General features: G+C 41.4%; 19 protein-coding genes. All 19 read right to left on the reverse strand.

Features of this window, described 5'->3' with window-relative positions; all coding sequences use genetic code 11:
• Positions 1-2: 2 nt before the first annotated feature.
• The 19 genes from QVD32_RS02420 to QVD32_RS02510 all read right to left on the reverse strand — a co-directional run bounded on the left by QVD32_RS02420 (position 3) and on the right by QVD32_RS02510 (position 18,296).
• Positions 3-437 carry a DUF4252 domain-containing protein gene (locus QVD32_RS02420; protein WP_021891217.1) on the reverse strand — a complete coding sequence of 145 codons (435 nt, stop codon included), beginning with the start codon at positions 435-437 and terminating at the stop codon, positions 3-5.
• A gap of 20 nt (positions 438-457) precedes the next feature.
• Positions 458-913, reverse strand: coding sequence for a DUF4252 domain-containing protein (locus QVD32_RS02425; RefSeq protein ID WP_021891218.1), 456 nt, complete (start codon positions 911-913; stop codon positions 458-460).
• A gap of 169 nt (positions 914-1,082) precedes the next feature.
• The gene (locus QVD32_RS02430) at positions 1,083-1,625 is read right to left on the reverse strand and encodes a 2-oxoacid:ferredoxin oxidoreductase subunit gamma family protein (RefSeq protein ID WP_021891219.1); all 543 of its coding nucleotides are present in this window, start codon (positions 1,623-1,625) and stop codon (positions 1,083-1,085) included.
• A gap of 15 nt (positions 1,626-1,640) precedes the next feature.
• A complete protein-coding gene (locus QVD32_RS02435; RefSeq protein WP_008861948.1) occupies positions 1,641-2,402 on the reverse strand; it encodes a thiamine pyrophosphate-dependent enzyme in 762 nt (253 codons plus the stop codon).
• A gap of 38 nt (positions 2,403-2,440) precedes the next feature.
• Positions 2,441-3,520, reverse strand: a complete 1,080-nt coding sequence (locus QVD32_RS02440; protein WP_008861949.1) for a 3-methyl-2-oxobutanoate dehydrogenase subunit VorB — start codon at positions 3,518-3,520, stop codon at positions 2,441-2,443.
• A gap of 27 nt (positions 3,521-3,547) precedes the next feature.
• Positions 3,548-3,775, reverse strand: a complete 228-nt coding sequence (locus tag QVD32_RS02445; RefSeq protein WP_008861950.1) for a 4Fe-4S binding protein — start codon at positions 3,773-3,775, stop codon at positions 3,548-3,550.
• A 218-nt stretch (positions 3,776-3,993) separates the two neighbouring features.
• Positions 3,994-4,575: an electron transport complex subunit RsxA gene (rsxA, locus tag QVD32_RS02450; RefSeq protein ID WP_021891220.1), complete on the reverse strand. Its 582-nt coding sequence runs from the start codon at positions 4,573-4,575 to the stop codon at positions 3,994-3,996.
• A gap of 2 nt (positions 4,576-4,577) precedes the next feature.
• Positions 4,578-5,162 (reverse strand): RnfABCDGE type electron transport complex subunit E, encoded by a 585-nt coding sequence (locus tag QVD32_RS02455; protein ID WP_008861952.1) that lies wholly within the window; start codon positions 5,160-5,162, stop codon positions 4,578-4,580.
• Positions 5,155-5,763 carry an RnfABCDGE type electron transport complex subunit G gene (locus QVD32_RS02460; protein ID WP_008861953.1) on the reverse strand — a complete coding sequence of 203 codons (609 nt, stop codon included), beginning with the start codon at positions 5,761-5,763 and terminating at the stop codon, positions 5,155-5,157. Before QVD32_RS02460 ends, QVD32_RS02455 begins: the two co-directional genes overlap by 8 nt.
• Positions 5,760-6,761, reverse strand: a complete 1,002-nt coding sequence (locus QVD32_RS02465; RefSeq protein ID WP_008861954.1) for an RnfABCDGE type electron transport complex subunit D — start codon at positions 6,759-6,761, stop codon at positions 5,760-5,762. The genes QVD32_RS02460 and QVD32_RS02465 overlap by 4 nt, the downstream gene beginning before the upstream one ends.
• Before the next feature lie 11 nt (positions 6,762-6,772).
• Complete coding sequence (gene rsxC / locus QVD32_RS02470) at positions 6,773-8,107, reverse strand: electron transport complex subunit RsxC (protein ID WP_118687207.1); 1,335 nt, start codon at positions 8,105-8,107, stop codon at positions 6,773-6,775.
• Positions 8,101-8,946 (reverse strand): RnfABCDGE type electron transport complex subunit B, encoded by an 846-nt coding sequence (locus tag QVD32_RS02475; protein ID WP_008861956.1) that lies wholly within the window; start codon positions 8,944-8,946, stop codon positions 8,101-8,103. Before QVD32_RS02475 ends, rsxC begins: the two co-directional genes overlap by 7 nt.
• Before the next feature lie 3 nt (positions 8,947-8,949).
• Positions 8,950-9,375, reverse strand: coding sequence for a SoxR reducing system RseC family protein (locus tag QVD32_RS02480; RefSeq protein WP_008861957.1), 426 nt, complete (start codon positions 9,373-9,375; stop codon positions 8,950-8,952).
• Positions 9,376-9,415: 40 nt separating this feature from the next.
• A complete protein-coding gene (locus QVD32_RS02485; protein ID WP_008861958.1) occupies positions 9,416-10,222 on the reverse strand; it encodes a transporter substrate-binding domain-containing protein in 807 nt (268 codons plus the stop codon).
• 4 nt (positions 10,223-10,226) lie between these two features.
• Positions 10,227-12,185, reverse strand: coding sequence for a putative porin (locus QVD32_RS02490; protein WP_008861959.1), 1,959 nt, complete (start codon positions 12,183-12,185; stop codon positions 10,227-10,229).
• Between the two features lie 98 nt (positions 12,186-12,283).
• Entirely contained in the window at positions 12,284-13,942 is a 1,659-nt protein-coding gene (locus QVD32_RS02495; RefSeq protein ID WP_008861960.1) for an AMP-binding protein, read from the reverse strand.
• Positions 13,943-14,040: 98 nt separating this feature from the next.
• Positions 14,041-15,816 carry a two-component system sensor histidine kinase PhoR gene (phoR, locus tag QVD32_RS02500; protein ID WP_008861961.1) on the reverse strand — a complete coding sequence of 592 codons (1,776 nt, stop codon included), beginning with the start codon at positions 15,814-15,816 and terminating at the stop codon, positions 14,041-14,043.
• Between the two features lie 3 nt (positions 15,817-15,819).
• Positions 15,820-16,500: a two-component system response regulator PhoB gene (gene phoB / locus QVD32_RS02505; RefSeq protein WP_008861962.1), complete on the reverse strand. Its 681-nt coding sequence runs from the start codon at positions 16,498-16,500 to the stop codon at positions 15,820-15,822.
• A gap of 77 nt (positions 16,501-16,577) precedes the next feature.
• Positions 16,578-18,296, reverse strand: coding sequence for an ArnT family glycosyltransferase (locus QVD32_RS02510; protein ID WP_118687206.1), 1,719 nt, complete (start codon positions 18,294-18,296; stop codon positions 16,578-16,580).

Below are 18,296 nucleotides of genomic sequence, written 5' to 3' on the forward strand. Positions count from 1 at the left end.
ATCTAGTTCGTTTTAGATTTTTCGAGCATGTCGGATTTTAAGTTCCCTTTGCAACGTACGACGTTAATTTCGTCTGAATACAGGGATATGACTACTACTTCTTTTATCTTCTTCGGAGTAGACTTGATAAGGATTTTTACAAATTCATCGTCTTCACTGGTCGTGAGAATCGTCTCATAGGGTTTAAAGTCTACTTCTTCAATTTCTTTTTTTAGGGCTAGATAGGTTGCGTTGTCTATATCGGCTTCTACTACTTCAATGGCCTTAACACCGTCGACTACGCCTTTTACCTGAGGCTTTTTGAAATCTTCCGTATAGTATTCGGCATTTGGCAGCTCTTTTGTTTTTTTGAAAAGATTATCAATTTTGTTATTGGCGAATAAAATTTGCAGAGTCGACAATAGTACTATAATAAGAAGAAAAATTCTTGATTTCATAGTGATGTATTTATTGTTTATTATGCGTTGTCTTCTATGATATTCTGCATTTGATTGGGATCGATTTTCCCTTTGATTCGGATTAAACTGATTTCATTTTCTTCGAGGGAGATAATGACGATTTCCCGGATTTTTTCTTTTTCTATTTTCATCAGGATTCGAACAATCTCGTTTTCTTCGTTCGAGCTGGTTACTGTTTCATAGCCGTCGGAATCGCATTGTGTTATTATTTTCTCGAATCTCGTATAATCTTTGGACGAGATATTTTCAGCATCGATAATACTCATCGATTTTATTCCTTTCAGCTCTGACGAAAATGGTTTGAGCAATCCCAAAACGAATGAATTGAGGTTTACTTTCTCTGCATTGGGCATTCGGGAAGCCGTATTGAATAAGTTGTCGATACAATTGCCGGCGGAGATAGAAGAGAAACTGCAAAATGCTGCAAGTGCTAAAATCAAAATTTTTGTTTTCATATCTGTTGTTTTTTAGTTGTTACTTTAATTTAGACCGGTGCACCTTTTAGGGCCTTTCATATAGGAGACGGATAAATAATAAATATGTTACAAAGAAAAATAAAAAAAGCGAGGGAAAAATGATTTTCTTTTTTCACCTCGCTTTTTTAGTATTATAAAATTAGCCGTTTCAGACTTTGCGAATAATCTCCATTCCTTTGAGTATAGCTTGTTCATTCATGGGAATGAGATGATGATGTCGTTCGGGCAGTGACTTTTTCAGTCCTTTCAGTACATTTTCCATACTTACCATTGGTCTTAGTTTTAGTAAGCCTCCCAATACGATCATGTTGAATGCTTTGGTATTGTTCATTTCTATGGCAGCTTCCATAGCGTTGATGCAATATACATTGATATCCGTTCTCGTAGGCGGGTGGTGTATTCCGTATCCGTCATAGATGAGTATACCGCCGGGCTTTACTTTACTTTCGAATTTTTCAAGAGAAGGTTGGTTCAGAATAACAGCCACATCGAATGCATTCAATACCGGTGAACTTATACGTTCATCGCTGAGTATGACTGTTACGTTTGCCGTTCCTCCGCGTTGTTCCGGTCCGTATGAGGGCATCCACGTAACCTCTTTATCTTCCATCAGTCCAGAGTAGGCTAATATTTTCCCCATAGAGAGTACACCTTGTCCTCCGAATCCTGCTATGATAATTTCTTCTTTCATATCCGTAGTTTTTAATTATACGTTTTTGAGGTCTCCCATCGGGTATTTGGCAAACATGTTTTCCTCCATCCATTTGTTAGCCTTTGCCGGCGACATTTTCCAGCCCGAATTACAAGTCGATACGACTTCTACCAAAGATGTGCCTTTTCCGGCCATTGCGTTTTCGAAAGCCAACCGGATTGCTTTTTTCGCTTTGCGGATAGAGGCGGGAGTGTGTACACTTTGACGAGTCACGTAACAAGTTCCGTCCACCCGTTCTACCAATTCAGCAATTCGTAAAGGATAACCGTTCAGTGCGACATTCCGTCCGTAGGGACAGGTAGAGGTCACCATTCCTTCTAGTGTAGTAGGAGCCATTTGTCCGCCGGTCATTCCGTATATACCGTTGTTGATAAATATGATGGCTATATTCTCGCCGCGATTGCAAGCGTGAATGGTTTCGGCCGTTCCAATGGCGGCCAAATCGCCGTCACCCTGATAGGTGAATACCATTTTCTTGGGGTTAAGCCGTTTTACGGCCGATGCGATGGCCGGCGCACGTCCGTGGGCAGCCTCGATCCAATCGATGTCGAGATAATTATAGGCAAAAACAGCACAGCCTACGGGAGCGATACCGATCGTTTCTTCTTCAATACCCATTTCGTCTATAACTTCGGCAATAAGTTTATGTACTACTCCGTGACTGCAACCCGGACAGTAGTGCATGGGATTATCGTTCATCAGCCGAGGTTTAGTGTAAACCAAGTTTTCGGGCTTTATAATTTCGTTGATATCCATGTGCATAAAAATTATGAACCAGATAAAGGTTCGGGTATTTACATTAGTTTTTCTTTGAGAGCATTAAGAACTTCGTCGGGGGTAGGTACGATTCCACCTAAACGTCCGAAATGTTCTACTCGCACTTTTCCGTTGACAGCCAATCGAACGTCTTCTACCATTTGTCCGGCATTCAACTCGGCCGATAGGATTCCTTTCACATGATTTGCATGGCGAGCGATAGCTTCCGTCGGGAACGGCCATAGCGTGATGGGTCTCAACAATCCTATTTTGATACCTTCTTCTGCTGCCAGCTCGATTGTCTTTTGGCATATACGCGACATGGAACCGAATGCGACAATCAGATAGTCGGCGTTTTCGCAATTGATTTCCTCGAAGCGGACTTCATTTTCACTGATACGTTTGTAGGTGGATTGGAAGCGAATGTTATTCTGCTCCATAATTGCCGGATCGAGTTCGAGAGAGGTGATTACATTTCTTTTCCGATTTTTGGTTTTTCCTAATGTCGCCCACGGATTTTGTTCCCTTATTTCTTCTTCTGTACGGCGTTTGCGGAAAGGCGGAAGTACCACTTTTTCCATCATTTGCCCGATAATTCCATCGGCTAAAATAATAGCCGGGTTACGGTATTTGAAAGCGAGATCGAATCCCAACGCCACGAAGTCGGCCATTTCTTGAACCGAAGCGGGAGCTAATGCGATTAAATGATAATCGCCGTGACCGCCTCCCTTCACGGCTTGGAAATAATCGGCTTGACTCGGTTGTATGGTTCCGAGACCCGGGCCTCCTCTCATCACATTGACGATCAAACAGGGTAGTTCTGCACCGGCCAAATAAGAAATTCCTTCCTGTTTCAAGCTGACACCGGGACTGGAAGACGATGTCATCACGGCTTTACCGCAACTAGCTCCACCATACACCATATTGATAGCTGCAACTTCGCTTTCGGCTTGTAGTACTACCATTCCGGTCGTTTCCCACGGTTTTTCTTCCATGAGTGTTTCCATGACTTCCGACTGGGGCGTAATAGGGTATCCGAAGTAACCGTCGGCTCCGTAGCGTATGGCGGCATGTGCTATGGCTTCGTTACCCTTCATTAGTTTTATATCTTCTTTCATAATTAACGGATTTAGAGATTAAACCGGTTATAATTTTACTTTATAAACAGTGATACACCCATCGGGGCATACAAGACCACAACTTGCACACCCGATACAAGCGTCGGGATTCTGCATAAAAGCATAATGATAACCTTTGTCATTAACTTCGGTCGGCTGTAATGCCAAAACTTGGCACGGACACGCTACTACACATAGCTCACAACCTTTGCAACGCTCTTTGTTAACGACAACAGCACCTTTAATATTAGCCATATGATTTTGTTTTTAGTTCCACAAATATAAAAAATATATTTTTAAATTGATAGTAAAATAGGTAGTTTTTTTGTTAAACTACCTATCGGTGTAAATGATTGACTTTTAAATTAATAGTCTAATTAAAAAATATATCGAATATGGATAAAATGTAATATTTTTGTCTTATTATGTTTTATAACATAGTTTATAATGGTGTATTACTTATAAATTGATAGTTATCCTATTTTGATACCCGAAAAACCCATAAAGGCCATAGCCAGTAATCCGGCGGCGATGAGTGCGATTGGTGTGCCTTGCATGGCTTTGGGAATATGGGATAAACTCATTTGTTCACGCATCCCGGCAAAGATTACCAAAGCCAATGTGAATCCGATTGCTGTCGATATGGCATAAACGGTAGCTTCGAGAAGCGATAGATTTTTTTGAATAACGATCAATGCGACACCCAATATCGTGCAGTTTGTAGTGATTAATGGCAGGAAAACGCCCAAGGTCTGATAGAGGGAAGGTGCTATTTTTTTGATGATAATTTCGAGTAGCTGGACCAATGCGGCAATAACCAGTATGAAAACAATGGTTTGCATGTAGTCCAGTTTCATCGGCATCAATAAATAGGTTTGTAATAAATAGGTAACTATCGTCGCTATGGTCATGACGAAAGTTACCGCCGCACCCATACCCAGTGCCGAGTCGATGCGTTTGGAGACCCCAAGAAAGGGGCAGATTCCCAAGAATTGGGATAGAACTATATTGTTTACAAATATGGCGGTAACAAATATAGAGATATAGGTGAGCATAATCAGCGGGTTTTAAGTGTATGGATAATAGCGATTAAAAAGCCTAGTGCGATAAATGCACCGGGGGCGAGGATAAAGATGAGAGACCCATATTCTTCGGGATAAACCGAGATACCGAATACGTGTCCTGTTCCTAAAAATTCACGGATACAACCCAGTAAGGTAAGGGCAAATGTAAAACCGAGTCCAATACCGAGCCCGTCGAAAAAGGAGTCCACCGGATTGTGCTTGGCGGCAAAGGCCTCGGCTCGTCCCAATAAAATGCAATTAACGACAATCAAGGGTATAAAAAGTCCGAGTGTTTCATATAAATCGGGTAAATAGGCTTGCATACACAGTTGTAGAATGGTTACGAACGTAGCTATAATAACGATGAAAGCGGGTATTCGCACTTTATCGGGGATAAAGTTTTTGACCATCGAGATTGCGACGTTGGAGCAAATTAGTACAAACAGGGTAGAAAGTCCCATACCCAAACCTCCTATGGCCGAGGTGGTCGTTCCTAAGGTGGGGCACATGCCCAATAGAAGGACGAAAGTCGGATTTTCTTTTATAATTCCGTTTAAAAGTATTTTCGTTTTACTCATGATTGCCTCCTTTCATAGATTCGGCATAAGCCGTATAGGCGGTTTGTATGGCCGCCAAAAAAGCTCTCGATGTAATTGTCGCGGCTGTGATGGCATCTATGTCGCCTGAATCTTGTTTAACTTGTAATTTGTTGCGAACCGGCGATTTCCCGATGATATTCTGATTATTTTTCTCGGTTCTGAACCATTCGTCCATTTTTGCGCCCAATCCGGGCGTTTCCTGATGTTTCAGGACTCGATAGTCCCGAATCGTTCCATCGGCTTCGAAACCCACGATAATACGTATTTCGCCACCGTACCCTGTGGAGTTGCTGCATTCGACAGCGGCTCCGACGAGAATACCCTCTTTTTTTGCTGGATAGACGATCGCCGTAGTCTCACCGTATTCATTACGGACAGTGTAGGAGCATTGTTCGTCTATTGGGGAGTTGTCGTATTTCGGAATGACTTGTTGGATTGCTTTTTCTCTTCCTGCCTTAGTCGCACGTGCTATGGGTTCTTGGGTAAGTCGATGGGTATATCCCAATAGTCCGCCGGCCACGGCGGTTATCAAGGTCAGAGACCAAAGCATGTTCCAAAATGTAGAATCTTTTTTCTTCATGATCGATGGTTGCCGAAACGTTTGGGTTTGATATAATTATTGATAAGCGGTGTAAAAGCATTCATGATAAGGATTGCGAAAGAAACTCCTTCGGGGTAACCTCCCCATTGGCGTATAACGACGGTCAAGATACCTATACCGATTCCGTAGATAATCATTCCTTTGGAGGTCATGGGCGAGGTCACGTAGTCGGTCGCCATATATATAGCCCCTAACAAAAGTCCGCCGGACAATAGCTGAATGAGGGCAAAGTCGAATGCATATTGCCACATGGGTATATTTTGCATATTGCCTGTTTCTTGCCCGCATGCCAAGACGAAACTGAATAAGAAGACTGTCAAGAGGATAGAGACGGGTATATGCCAACTGATGATTTTCCGGTAAAGCAGATAGGCAAAACCGATTAGTAGGGCGATAGCGCCTACTTCACCTAAACTACCTCCTTGATTTCCAATCCATAGATTAGCGATATCTATTTGTTCGATCCACTGGCTTCCCTCTTCTTTTAATTTAGAAAGTAGTGTTGCTCCGGTCTCGGTATCGGTATAGTTCCACCGTGATACGATTGGCCGAGGCCATTGGGTCATCTGGGTAGGGAAGGATATGAGAAGAAATACCCGTCCCGCCAAAGCCGGATTGAAAAGATTGTTCCCTAAGCCTCCGAAAGACATTTTGGCAATCCCTATCGCAACGATAGAACCGATGACAACGATCCATATCGGCAGATTGGAGGGCAGGTTGAAGGCCAGCAGCAATCCGGTGAGTATGGCCGAACCGTTACCGATAGAAGGCTTTTCTTTCAGTAAATATTTCTGGATTAGATATTCGACAATGACGCAAGAGAGTATAGACGAGAGAGTAACGATTAAAGCCCCGATTCCGAAAAAATAAAGGGAAACGGCGAATGCAGGCAGCAATGCGATGATGACATTGTACATGCATTTCGAGACGGTTAAATTATCGTGTATGTGAGGGGCTGGCGATACGGTTAATTCCATTGCGAGATAAATTAAGATTGTTTTCTGGATCGTATGATTTGGTTTACTGCATTTTTCCCTATTCGTATATAATCGAGTATAGGACGGTTTGACGGACAACTATAAGCACAACAGCCACATTCCAGACATGCGGTGATGAGTTCTTTTTCCGCTCTCTCGAACAAATGATTTTCTGACAATTTGGCCAAGAGATAAGGTTCGAGTCCCATAGGACATGCAGAAACGCATTTGCCGCATCTGATACAGGAAGAGGTTTCGCTCCGGTGCGCATGGGCTTCGTTTAATATCAAGATACCCGAACAGCCTTTGGGAATAGGGGCATCTAGATTGGAAACCGCTTTTCCCATCATGGGGCCTCCGAGAATGACCTTTGCGCTGTCGGAGGGAAGACCGCCGGCAATCTCTATCAGCTCACGGATAGGCATACCCAATCTTATCCGGTAATTCCCCGGTTGTTTAACACCGTCTCCTGTAACGGTGACGATACGCTCTACGAGCGGTTTATTTTTCTGAACGGCTTCATACACGGCAAAAGCGGTTCCGACATTTTGGACGATAGCTCCGGTCGAAACCGGTAATGCCCCATTTGCTACTTGCTTATGAAGAATGGCATCGATGAGCTGCTTTTCACCGCCTTGCGGGTATCGGGTACGGAGGGGCACTATTTCTATGCCCGGATATTTTTCGGCATGCTTTTTTAGTAGGGCAATAGCGTCTCTTTTGTTATTTTCTACTCCTATATAAGCCTGTTTTACATGGATAGCTTTCATTAGAATGTGACAGCCTATTATAATTTGTTCGGGCGATTCGAGCATGAGAGCATGGTCGTCCGTCAGGTAGGGTTCGCATTCCGTCGCATTGACGATGAGGACCGTAGGCTTGAATTCTTTGGGAGGTGTCAGTTTTACATGGGTGGGAAAAGTCGCACCGCCTAAACCGACAATACCGTTTTGTGCTATTTTTTGTATAATTTCATTTGAAGATAAAGCAATCTCTTTTTCCAAAGAGGGAGTCCGGTCTATATATTCCTCCCAATCATCTCCTTCCGTATCGATGATAATTGCCTGAGAATATATTCCGAATGCGTTAGCTATTTTGTCTATTTTCGAGACGGTTCCCGATACCGGGGAGTGTATGTTGGACGATAAGAATCCGTTGGCCTCGGCGATGAGAGTCCCCACTTTTACGGTATCGCCTTTCTTGACAATGCAATTGGCCGGCGCTCCGATGTGCTGGTTGAGCATCAGAGAGACTTGCCGGGGAACCGGAATGGCGGTTACTGGGCATTGCGATGTCAGTTTATTCTCTTTGGGGTGTATGCCTCCTATGCGGAATGTTTTTAACATATTGCAGTTTCCTTTCTGGGGGTTGATGTTTCCCTGATATTGTTTCTTATTTCGGCATGTATCGCATGGGTAGGGCATCCGTCGACACACGCTTGGCATGATAGACAGAGGTTATCGTCGATATACGCTAAATTGTCTGATAGAGAAATAGCTTTTTCGGGGCAGGTCTTGACACATTTCCCACAACCTATGCAGGCGACGGAACAAACTTTGCGGGCGATGATGCCTTTGTCTTTGTTATTGCAAGCCACATATATCATGGATTCTTGTTTCTTCCGTAGCTCGATTAAATGTCTGGGGCAGGCTTTTACACAAGAACCACAGGCAACGCAAATGTTGGAATCGATACGGGGAAGTCGGGTGACGGGATCCATCGTGATACCTCCGAATTCGCAAGCTGCCGCACAATCTCCTTCGCCAAGACACCCATAATTACAATTACTCTCGCCGGTATAAAGCGAGGAAACGACCGCGCAGCTGTGTGCGCCTTCGTAATGGCTGGTTTGCGGGCGGTTCTCGCAAGAGCCATTGCAACGGATAACGGCGATACGAGGAGCTTTTTCCACAGCATTCAGGCCAAGAATGGGAGCAATCTTTTGCATAACCTCATTACCCCCGACGGGACATAACAGACTGTCTAACGATGTGGCCTTCGTGCATTGTTCGGCGAAATTCCGACATCCGGCATATCCGCAACCGCCGCAATTCGCTCCCGGAAGAATAGATTCTATTTCGTCGATTCGAGAATCTTCTTCTACATGGAATTTACGGGAAATGATGTAAAGTAATGTTGCGCTGATGAGTCCGATAATACTTAGTATGATGATTGCCGTTACCATAAGTTATGAGACATGTATTGGTTTCAAGAAAAATCTAAATCGTTTTTTCAGTCGATCGCGATAGAAATATAGTATCGTGTAATATATCGCTAATACAACAAGGGCACATAACCCCGAATATAGTTCGTTTATTCCTATTCGTTCATTGATGACGAGCGACAGCATAATGAGAATTACCGGGAGGGCTGCCGTAAACCATATAGCTCTGTATCCTGCCGAGGTAGAAAGAGCTACCGAAACTTTATCTCCTATCTGTATGGGAAAATCGCATTTTTCAACCTCGATGATTTTTTCTTTTTGGTCGGTTGTCGTGCACAATGAAGCCGCATGACAACCTGCGCAAGCCGAGTGTTGTATGATGCGCACGAATATATGCGATTTGGAAATACCTGTTATAATACCTTCGTGCTCTATATCAGGTCGTTTCATACGAGAAAAACTTTTTTAATCCTTTGTTTATTTTTATCTGTCAGAAATAAGAATTGTACAATTTTTTATATTTGTCTTCTTTTTGAATTTCAGAAATCCATTTGTTCAAGCTGTCGAGTAATATCGAGTCGTCTTTTCTGAGGGCCCATGATTGGAACTGAGTAAAACTTATATCGGTATTACAGTCTATTTGGGGATAATCTTTGCTCATTTGCTGGGCTATTGCTTTGTCGCATACGGCTAAGTCGATTTCCCCAGTAGCGACCATCATGATGAGCTGTTCGGCCCCGTATGTCTTTTCTTCTTGTATATATATGGTATCGCCTATTTCACGAGACAAGTTGTGAATGCGTAATCTTGTAGGAGCATCACTAACGATGTATAGAGTTTTTCCGGCCAAATCTAGTTGGTTTCTTATCAGTTTTTTTTGCGCTTTTGGATCTTTTCTTTGAACCAATACTTGTTTGTTCAGTTGAATGGGTATGGTAAAAGCCAATTCTTCCTTGATTTCGGACGTTACGGGCAATTGACGGGCAATGATGTCGTACTGGCCTTTTTTCAATCCATCGATACTTTTGCTTAGGTTAACTTCTGGGGTTATCTCAATGGAAAGCCCGCTTCGATTACCTACCATACGGGCCAATTCGTAGTCGAATCCCGATAGGCTGTCGCCTTGTAAATAGTAAGACAATGGGGTATAATCCGTAACGATCCTCAAAACACCATCGGCTTTGATTTCCTCGAAAGTTCTCGGTCGGTAAGTGTTTCGGGGACGCAACCATATCATTGTTCCGACAACTATTATCAATAGCGCGGCATATATAAATATGTGTCGTTTGAGCTTCATATCGTTAATTGGAAAAATCTATGGATAACCCCATTTGAAACATACTTGGATTTAACGGATAATGTGGTAATGAGAAGTAGTTATTTCCCCCGAATATCCCTTGATTCACGTGCGACATCATGACAAAGAAACGAGTTTGTTTCAATTTCATATTTATATATGCGTTCATGAAAGGATAATTTCCCACTTCGATTTCATCTTGGGTATGAAAAGTTAAGGTCGCCGGTTGGAAAGCCTCGCTTTTATATTTTGTATAGTAACGGCAATCTACACCTAATTGAACATGCAATACTTTGGCGATTCTGAATAAAAGGTACATATTGCTATATACGCTCAATTCGGGTAAGGGGATTATCGATGGTTTGCTCGATTTTTGGTAAACTATTTCGTTTTCCCAATTAAAAACTCCAAATTTAAAATCCTGATTGAGTTTTGCGTGGAATACTTGTATCATGGAGCTCTCTTGCCGGGGCAAGCTATTATTGTCGAAATAGATATAATTTTGTATATTTTCGACACCGACGTTCAATTTGGTTCTCCACCGTTTTATGTTGAATTCACCTCCGACTCTCATTCGACGTGTTTTCCCGAAATCATTGTCCCAAATGAAGTGATTGGAAGTGTATTTCTTATAGAAATAAGAAGGTTCGGTGTTTTTGAAAAATCCATAAGCCCTTAGTTGAACGGTGTCGTTCCAAAGCCTGAATCGGCTGCGAATATCGGCAGTGACGTCGATATCACCTATGATTGCTCCGGCAAGTCCGAATTTTCCGTTTACATGATAAGTCAGTAATTCTCCCTTTTGTTTTGAAATTTCTCCACCGACCCATAGAAGACTTTCTCCGTGGCTGCGAGGATTGGATATATCGGGACGTGGAGTCAATCCCTCTATTGTAGTTCCAGCCGAAAGGGTGTCCTGAGGCAGGGAAAAATGGCGATATTCGTAAGTGGCGTAAGCCGCCAATCCCATCTTTGCATACTTATTGAATCCTTCGAGTAATGATATTCCGAAAGTATTTCGTATAGACTGGTATCGGGTTTCTTCATTCGTCCCTCCAAGACCTAAATAGGTGTTCGCGAAGTAGGTAGTGTCTTCGGTTGCCGATTGATTGACAAACCTATGCTTATTTTCGTTATACTCGATGGTGTGTATAATGCTGGTGACGGGAATGAATGTACGTATCACGGTTGTGTCTTGCTCTTCTTCTTGATAGAACCCGAATTTATATCGTTGGGTGGCATAGTATTCTTTACCGCGAATACGGTTGTACGCATCCGTCAGATTGGTTGGAATCGTTTGGGTGTTTACGCTCGATTGTCCTCCTTGTACCTCTTCGGGACGAAGTATGTATGTATCGTCCGAGATACCTCCGTTTTCTTGGTTTACGAAATTATATGTATTAAGAAAAAATTGAATATCGTATCGGTCTCCCAAATAGCTTCCGAAGATACTGTATGCAAGGTCTTTCGTCGCTTGATGCTGGTAGTGGCCTCTCGATAGGATATAATTGATGCTACCTCCGAATTCCAGTTTCTGATTAAAATTTCCAGAGAAAACAGCTTTTAAATCATCTTGGGCAGTTTGTTTCGAGCCTCCTGTCAGATAAGATAGTTGGGTATAAGGTATGTGTGAATTATAGAATTTCCATGAAGAGGCTGTTTGTATCCAATGGCCGAATGGATCTTTAAATATAAATTCAGAGGGTAAAGGCCTGTCGAAAAATATTTTGGAAAAAGCAGCAGCGCCGAGATTCCCGGTCGTCCCATAAGCCGTTGAATAGCTGGAAGGAATATCCGTGCTGTAAAAATTGTGCATGAGAGTATCCATAGGAACATCATATCTCGACCCTAACGGCTGGGTAATACTCCATGCATAAGGAGCAGGAATATCCTGTTTTTTCTTAGCCTCTGAAAAAAGTGAACAGAAAAGTACGGATAATATGATAATACAGGCCTTTCTCATCGGTTTGCAAAGATATGAAAAAGCCGGCAATTACAAACGATGTGTTTTTGTATATTTTGCCGGCGTTTAATTCTTTTTCTTTTTTAATCCAATGGCCTTTAATGGCTTTGGTAAAGATATCGTTTTATACTTCGTTTAGGTGTTTTTTCGAACTCTTCATAATAGATTTTAAGACGGCTGATTTGGCTATAAGCCGGAAGTTCTTTGTTGAGGGTCGATATGTTTTCTTCCATCAGAGTTTCTAATGCATGGCCGGATATATTCGAATGTTGTGCGTTTTCTATATCGGGGTAAACGAGAGCGACCAATTTGCCGTCTTGTTCGATGATGAGCGATTCGCATACATAGGGCATATTATTCAGTCGATCTTCGATTTCTTCCGGATAAATGTTTTGCCCGGACGGACCCAATATCATGTTTTTATTTCTCCCTCTCAAATATATGAACCCATCGGCATCTATCGTACATAAGTCTCCGGTTTTCATCCAGCCGTCCTCGGTGAATATCGCCTGAGTAGCTTCTTCGTTTTTGAAGTATCCCAGCATGATATTCGTACCTTTCACTTGCAGTTCACCTACGATATTTTCTGAATCCGAAGAGTTTACTCTTCCTTCCATACGGTCCACTATCCGCCCACAAGAGCCGATTCGAGTCTCGTTCCACGGGGCATAAGAGATGAGCGGACCGCACTCGGTCATGCCATATCCTACGGTAAAGGGAAAATTGATACGACGCAGGAATTGTTCTACATCTCTATTTAAAGCCGCACCTCCGATAATCATTTGAGAGAGGTTTCCTCCGAACGTTTCGTAAAGTTTATCGTTGATTTTTGCCAATAACTGAGTGTCTAAGAATGGAACTTTTAAAAGAAGTTTCATCAAAGGTTTCTCTAATAAAGGAAACACTTTGGTTCTGATAATTTTTTCGATGATGAGAGGAACGGCTATAATTAGTTTGGGCTTTACCGTAGCAAAAGCATCCATGATGATCTTAGGAGAGGGAATCCGAGTCAGGAAATGCAAGTGACAGCCTTTTAAAAATGGGTGTATCATTTCTATAACCATGCCGTACATGTGTGCCATCGGCAACATACAAACAATACCGTCACCTGCGGACAAGAACGGTAAATGGTCTAAACAAAATTTGACATTGGACCATAAACTGCGGTAGGGGAGCATTACTCCTTTTGAAAAACCGGTGGAGCCCGAGGTGTAATTGATAACGGCGAGTTCCTCGGGAGAATCTTCGTAATAGCTTACGGCATCAGGGGTAAATCGGGCAGGATATTTTTTCCCGAAGTATTCGTTTAATCGGTTCCGCATATCCGTCAGCTTTTCACTTTTTGATCTTAATAAGGAAAAGTCATTTAATAGGAAGATTCCTTTCAGGTTTTTCATTAGCGTTTCGTTCAAGTCTTCCCAGACAATATCTCCGACAAATAGCAGTTTTGCTTCCGAGTGATTGACAATGTGGTGTATATTGTCTGCTTTGAATTCATGTAAGATGGGGACGGGTACGGCCCCATAGGTGATTGCCGCAAAAAAGGCTACTGCCCAATGAGCTGAGTTTTTACCGCAGATAGCTATTTTGTCTCCTTTTTTTATTTCGGCACTTTCTAATAAGAGATGTATTTTGGCTATTTTGCGGGCAATGTCTTTATAATGATAAGATACACCGTCGAAATCACTTAATGCGATTCTTTCCCAATTTTCTTTAATGGCTTGTTCGATGTATTTATTGAAACTCTCGTTGTTCATAAAATCAAGTTTTTATGTCATGATTTTACAAAGTTACGAGATTTCCTGAATAATCCTAATGTTTCTGTGTCTATTTTGGGAAAAGAGGAATAGGGTTCCTAAACTTTTCGTAATGAAAAAAGAATGTTCAACCCTCCTGATAAACCGTTTTTTACCCATATCTCTCCTTTATGGAAGAGAACGGCGTTTTTAACAATGGCAAGTCCCAATCCGGTTCCTCCGAGTTTGCGGGACCGACCTTTATCAACCCGGTAAAATCTTTCGAATAATCTGTTCAAATGTTCTTCGGGGACACCGATTCCGTTGTCGGAGAAAGAGAAATAATAATATTTGCTATCTTCGAGATAACAGTCTATCGTGATTTTTGTTCCTATACCGGCATAGGCTATGGCATTGTCTGTAAGATTTCTGAAAATGGAGTACAATAAGGAATAATTTCCATTTATGGACATTCGTTCGTGGAGGTTTTTCGTCTCGACGGTCATTTCCCGTTCTGTCAAGGCCGCTTGTGATTCGTTAATAACTTCATTGATGATTTTTTGTAAATCGGTATTATCCGTGTCATAGAGGTCCTTAGATTCGTCCAGCCTATTGAGCATTGAAATATCTCTTAGTAAATCGGTCAATCGTTTGGATTGTGCGTAGCAACGCTCCATAAACATTTTTTTCCGGCTATCGTCCATTTCGGTGGAAAGAATGGTCTCCATATATCCGCGGATACTGCTGACCGGGGTTTTAAGTTCGTGAGCGATGTTTTGAGTAAGTTGGCGTTTTAACCGGCTTTCTTGTTCTTGTTGGGTAATATCGTTAATGGCTATTTCAAATGTATGGTCTTGAAATATGATACATTCTATGAGGAAAGTTCGGCTTCCTTTGTCTATAACCATAGACTCCGAAATAAATTCCTCCTGTTCGTTTTGTTCATAGAGCTTTTGAGAAATGAAATTGTTGATTTTTTTCAGATTGGCCTCTTTAAATAAATAGTCGGAGGGAGATAGGGTATTGTCTGTGATAAAATTGAGATACTGAATAAAAAGATTATTGGCCATAATAATCCTTTTATCTTTGGAAAAAAAGGCCAATCCTTCTTTGGAGAACTGTAAATGCTTGAATAGTTTCTCTTGCTCTATGGATAGTTTCTCTTTGGTTTTTAATAAATTATCATAAATGTGAGTAAGACTTTGGGTAATATTGCCAATGTCGTCTACCCCTGATTTTATAGTAATGTGTATAGGCTTTCCCTGTTCTGCCTGTTGAGATAGCTGGCTGAGAGCGGCAATGGATTTCCCCAAGCTGTGGCAAAAATAATAAAGCAACAGTATGGCGAAAATCGATATCGCTAACATGAAATATATGAATTCGTTATTGGGACTGAGTATGGAAAATTTCTCCCGTTCGAAAGGAAGTGAGGAACGTATGATCCAATCGTCATATCGTTTAGCTGAATAGAAGAAATTTTTTTTGAACGATTGAGAATATCGAATGGCATATCCATTCCCATTTTTTAGAGATGATCTTATTTCGGGGCGGTCCAAATGGTTGTTTGCGATGGAGTTTGGTTCTTTTTCTTGTTGGCTTTCGAGCAACACTTTTCCAGAGTGTGCCGATATAATAGTTACTCTTAGAGGTTTTCGAGTAATACTCTGTATGATGGAGTCGATTGAAATTTGGTCTATCTCTTTGTTTTTAATTTGGGAATATATGAGTTCGTTATAATCTTGTAAAAGGGCATTTAGAGATTGCTGTCGGTTTTCTTTTTCTAGATTATATTCGAATAGTAAAATAATAGCGATAAAAACGATGAAAAGAGAGCCGATAGAAAAAAATAATTTTCTATCGAACGTCATAGATTTTCGAACCTTCTCGGTAGACATAAATTAAGCTGTTTCAAAACAATATCCGTATCCGAGACGAGTTACGATGCGCTTACCGTATTCTCCTATTTTTTTGCGTAGGCGGGTAATATTGACATCGATAGTTCTGTCTAAAACATATACCTCGTCTGTCCATATTTTCGATAATATTTCTTCACGAGAGAAAACTTGTCCCGGGTGGGAAAGCAGGAGGGATAATATTTCAAATTCTTTTTTAGTCAATGGGAGTTCTGTATTGTCTATGAACGCTCGTTTTTTTACAGGGTCTATGTACAATTTTTCAAATTGTAAAATAGCCGGGTCTTCTTTGTCTACAATCCGTCTTAGTACGGCTTTGACCCTTGCGATCACTTCTCGGATAGAAAACGGTTTCGATATATAATCGTCCGCACCGATATTAAATCCCATGAGTTTGTCGTCTTCGGTATCTTTGGCCGTTAAAAAAATGATGGGAATATGTTTCAGCTTCTCGTTTTTTCTTAACAGAGAGGCCATTTTGAATCCGTTCATTTCGCCCATCATGACATCGAGCAACAATAAGTTATAATTGGTCAGGTTCATTTGTAGCGCTTCTTCTGCCGAATTTGCCGTATCTACGTCATATCCTTCGACCTCCAAATTGAATTTCAAAATTTCGCATAAATCTTCTTCGTCATCGACGACTAAAATTTTGTAATTGGCCATAGTTTCAATTTTTATGATAGTGCAAAATTGAGAAACAGATATTTCAACAATGTGACAAACATTTTACTTTTTAATCTTCATTCTGCTGTGTTTTCTTGAAAATTGAAAAGTAGAATATAATCTTTCACGTCGTTTCCCTTACGGTCGCTTCGTAGGGTTTGTTCAAAAGTATATTGTTCTCCGTACTTTTCTTTTATATAATTGAAATCCCGTTCGCCAACGAGTAAATAACCATTTTTAGGCATTTCTTTTTCGAAGTCAATGACTCGGTTTTGAGCATAAAAATTAATAATGAAAAATCGCATCATAGAGGACGATACATAAGAATATATCTCTCCATTTGGGACAGTCGATACTACTTTGTCTGCAAACGGTTTCATCGATTTTGCATTGAGTATAGCCGGCAAAGTAGAAGCGTCCAACATCAGTTGAATGCCGAAAAACAGGGCTACGACCGAGTAAAGATAACGGTTATTATAGGTTAGGTATCGTTTGCTCTTATAGATGTCATAAATTAAGAATACTATAAATATGGCAGTAATGATGAATATGATATCCCACGATTCGGAAAGGGCTGTTACATAGTGACTGATGTCACTCGTAGAAGACATGACGTATTTGTCTATAATTCCGCTTTTGACGATAGTTAGAACCACCAATAAAAATCCCCCGATAAATGCTATGAAAATTGAAAATATTCTCCATATTCGCGGTCTTTGTTTGAGTAGAAAGAGCATGTATTCTGCCAAAAAATAGGCTATGAATGGGTAAATGGGAAGAATATATACCGATCTTTTACTTTTGGGGATACAATAAAAAACGAATATGATGACAATGGATAGGAGACTGAACAGTCTCATTTTATCCATGTGTGTGATATAGTCTTTGAATCGTTCCCAATATAGTTTGACCGTGCCTTGTGGTCTCTTGTATTTTAAGGTAAATAATGACATGATAACTAAAAGCGACCACGGTAACCAACCCGCTAAGGTAATATAAACGTAATAGATGATGGGTTGCTCGTGTGAACCGTATGACATTTTTCCCAAGAAGCGATCGACGTTTTCTTCCATAACGAGCCGTAGAAATGCTTCTCCTCCCTGTTGATAGGCCGCATAATACCAGAGTAAAGGCAAAATACAGGATAGTAGTGCTATGGGAATAATTTTATAGAAGGCTTTCCATACAGACACTTTTTGGAAAAGAAGGAATATGCCGATTACGGCGCATGGAAGTACGATGCCCACCGGTCCCTTAGTGAGCGTAGCTATACTCATAAATAGTATTGCCCAAATGGGGATTCCTTTCAACCCGAGTTCCCACCATCGATATAATTGGAGCATGGCTAAGACGATGAAGCAGGTCAGTACCATATCGACTCGCGACGCCATTGCAGCCCGATGCACTTCAAATCCCGAGAGTAGTAATAGAGAAGCAAGGAATGCTATGTCATTTCTGCTACGTTTGGCAAAAAAGAGAAAACACGCGATTGCCATAATGATTGTCGCCAATGCCGAAGGAAGGCGCGAAGTGAACTCTGTTACCTCTCCGGCAGGAAGGGACAACGCTGCGATACACCAATGAAAAAAAGGAGGCTTGTAGGCGATGTCTCCGCCATTGTTTATAGGTAGTATCCAGTTGTCGTTTTGTAACATACTGACTGCCACGATGGCTTCCCGGGGTTCTCCTTTGGTGTGGAAGTTGGTTAGCCCCAAATAGGGTATGATCGTTAAGGTACTGATGACTAACAGTAAAAGAAATAGAGATGTCTTGGAACTTATTTTAGGCACATTCAT

The organism is Barnesiella sp., from assembly GCF_022723415.1.
GTDB lineage: Bacteria > Bacteroidota > Bacteroidia > Bacteroidales > Barnesiellaceae > Barnesiella > Barnesiella intestinihominis.